This window comes from Rosenbergiella australiborealis, assembly GCF_018494035.1.
Classification (GTDB): Bacteria; Pseudomonadota; Gammaproteobacteria; order Enterobacterales; family Enterobacteriaceae; genus Rosenbergiella; species Rosenbergiella australiborealis.
Map to the genome: position 1 here is coordinate 1 of NZ_JABBFO010000029.1, position 2023 is coordinate 2023.

Below are 2023 nucleotides of genomic sequence, written 5' to 3' on the forward strand. Positions count from 1 at the left end.
TCCATCTTATCGCGCGCGAGATTGACGCTCCCTGAAGGGCTCATGGTGCTAAAGGTACAGCTTTCACCCGCGCTGGCACTTTTTTACTTGGAATAGTAGCGGTTGCTGTCTTGCTCAGAGGTTAGCGTTAAGTTATGGCCAATTTCCGCCGCAATCCGTTTACCATTCACCTGCACACCGGTTAAGGTGGTATCGCAATCGCTGTGTAAAGTGACTTGATGAGTCAGGGAACAGCCATTCTTCTTGTCTTTATTGCTATTGACGCTGGCAGAGGTGCTAATCCAGGCACTATCACTGCTAGAGCAGCCTATTCAGGCATCCCACCACAATTGCTATTACGACGACTGAGTAGTCATCTATTCCCTTTTATCAATAGGATATTTATTTTTAATAGCTTAATAAAACTAATCAGAAAAAGTGATCAAAAAAACCAGCAAAATATGAGTTATGCTATTTTTGTAATTGTCATATTAGGGAGCTTATCCATAACTAGCATTTCCGCATCGGGTAATGATTTTATTAAACTTTCAACTGTCCCTCTGGGAAATCTATTTTCCATAAAGCTACTTTCAAAATCCCGAGTGTAGATAAAACGCTCCTCATCACCATCAAATCCCAGCCAAAAATTACAGCCATAATCATAGAGTTCAGCGACATTTAATGATATCAATTTATCTGGGGTCCCTTCAGAGAAGTCCATTTCATCTAAAGGGTAACCACCAATATCTCCATCTATATCTTTAATCCCCATTTCTAAACTTTCTTTCAACGAAGAGATAACAATATAAAGGTCAGTAGTTACTCCTTTTGCAGGGATCAATACATCGTTAAGTATTAAATTAAAAATCCCAGTTGGAGAACATAGAACATCTAACTGCTCTATTTGTATGGCAATTTGATAAGGATTACCAATTATCATTTGATTTTCCATCCCTCTTGTTTGCGTAGTTGGGCTTTAGTCTTATTGTCTAGCTGCATCGGGTTTTTTAAATCGCCAGTGCTTCCAGACCAATGATATGTGCCTGTATTGTCAGGAAAATAGCGATGAATTGAACCATCATTCCCCATACTATAACGAGCTTTATTACCAATCAGCGATATTGAATTTTTGAATAAGTCCAACGAATCTCTCGGCTCTATACCTGCATTTGGCCTAAACCCTTGAGCGCCTGGAGTATGTTTAGTATTTGATTCGACTTTTAATCCATTACTCGCTACGGTAGATTCTGGAATTGGTAACCTATTATCTCTTCCCTCTGCCAAATAAGCCAATTCATCCTTACTTGGCCCATCCGGAAGCGGCGTTACTGTACTTGTTCCACCCGTACTTACTAAATCATCACTATTACCTGTATGTGTTGGACTTGACGCTAATGGCTGATTGTTGCCCGTATTAACTATCCCTTGCTGGTCGCTATGACCCGGATTAATCAACTTACCGTCTGTTAGTTCTCTATCCGGTTTCGGGAAGGCAGTGATTAGGTTATATTATCGCCATACTTCGCTAATGCAGACTGCGCCTCGTTAACCAGCCCGCCACAGGCCGCGCTGCCTTTATTACCCTGCGTACACGCATCTTTAATGGCCTGATCGCGGTCTTTATCCATCTGTTTTATTCCGGCCAGCTCTTTCTCTTCTGCGAGTGTCAGCGGCTCTTTCAGTATGTCGCGTTTCAGCTCCAGTGCTTTCTTACGCTCGGCTTCATCCACACTCAGCCAGTTATTCTCAGCAATATGTTCGTGATCACATTAAGCATCAGCCTTCACCATCGATTATCCTTAAAGGCCACTGGATGCAGGCGCTGGGATTTGAGACGGACAGGAAGGTTGAAGTCAGTGATCAGCAGGGAGAACTGATTATACGGCTGGCTGAAGAGTGATTAGTCAGTAAAACGATCCCGGCTTGATGGCCGGGATCGTTAAAAGCTAATAGAAGTCTGGATCTAACCTACCTTCAGCTTTCAGGATCTCAAGGAATCTGTTATAAGCGCTTTCATCATATTCAAGTAGATCATCAAGAAGCT

At 42.3% G+C, this 2023-nt stretch carries 5 protein-coding genes; 1 reads left to right on the plus strand and 4 read right to left on the minus strand.

The window, feature by feature from the left end:
- Window positions 1-83: 83 nt before the first annotated feature.
- From HGT73_RS15115 to HGT73_RS14505, 4 genes are all read right to left on the minus strand, one after another.
- The gene (locus HGT73_RS15115) at window positions 84-311 is read right to left on the minus strand and encodes a hemagglutinin repeat-containing protein (RefSeq protein ID WP_214215967.1); all 228 of its coding nucleotides are present in this window, start codon (window positions 309-311) and stop codon (window positions 84-86) included.
- A 134-nt stretch (window positions 312-445) separates the two neighbouring features.
- Window positions 446-919, minus strand: a complete 474-nt coding sequence (locus tag HGT73_RS14495) for an Imm42 family immunity protein (RefSeq protein WP_214215964.1) — start codon at window positions 917-919, stop codon at window positions 446-448.
- Window positions 916-1434 carry a hypothetical protein gene (locus tag HGT73_RS14500; RefSeq protein WP_244968593.1) on the minus strand — a complete coding sequence of 173 codons (519 nt, stop codon included), beginning with the start codon at window positions 1432-1434 and terminating at the stop codon, window positions 916-918. Before HGT73_RS14500 ends, HGT73_RS14495 begins: the two co-directional genes overlap by 4 nt.
- A gap of 44 nt (window positions 1435-1478) precedes the next feature.
- The gene (locus HGT73_RS14505; protein WP_214215965.1) at window positions 1479-1709 is read right to left on the minus strand and encodes a DUF6862 domain-containing protein; all 231 of its coding nucleotides are present in this window, start codon (window positions 1707-1709) and stop codon (window positions 1479-1481) included.
- Between HGT73_RS14505 and HGT73_RS14510 the strand changes: the two genes are divergently transcribed.
- Window positions 1682-1879 carry a SymE family type I addiction module toxin gene (locus HGT73_RS14510; protein ID WP_214215966.1) on the plus strand — a complete coding sequence of 66 codons (198 nt, stop codon included), beginning with the start codon at window positions 1682-1684 and terminating at the stop codon, window positions 1877-1879. The two genes, HGT73_RS14505 and HGT73_RS14510, sit on opposite strands and share 28 nt — an antisense overlap.
- The last annotated feature ends 144 nt before the right edge of the window (window positions 1880-2023 follow it).

Excerpts from the sequence above, each read along its gene's own strand:
- HGT73_RS14495 (WP_214215964.1), bottom strand. The coding sequence starts at position 919 with ATGATAATTGGTAATCCTTATCAAATTGCCATACAAATAGAGCAGTTA.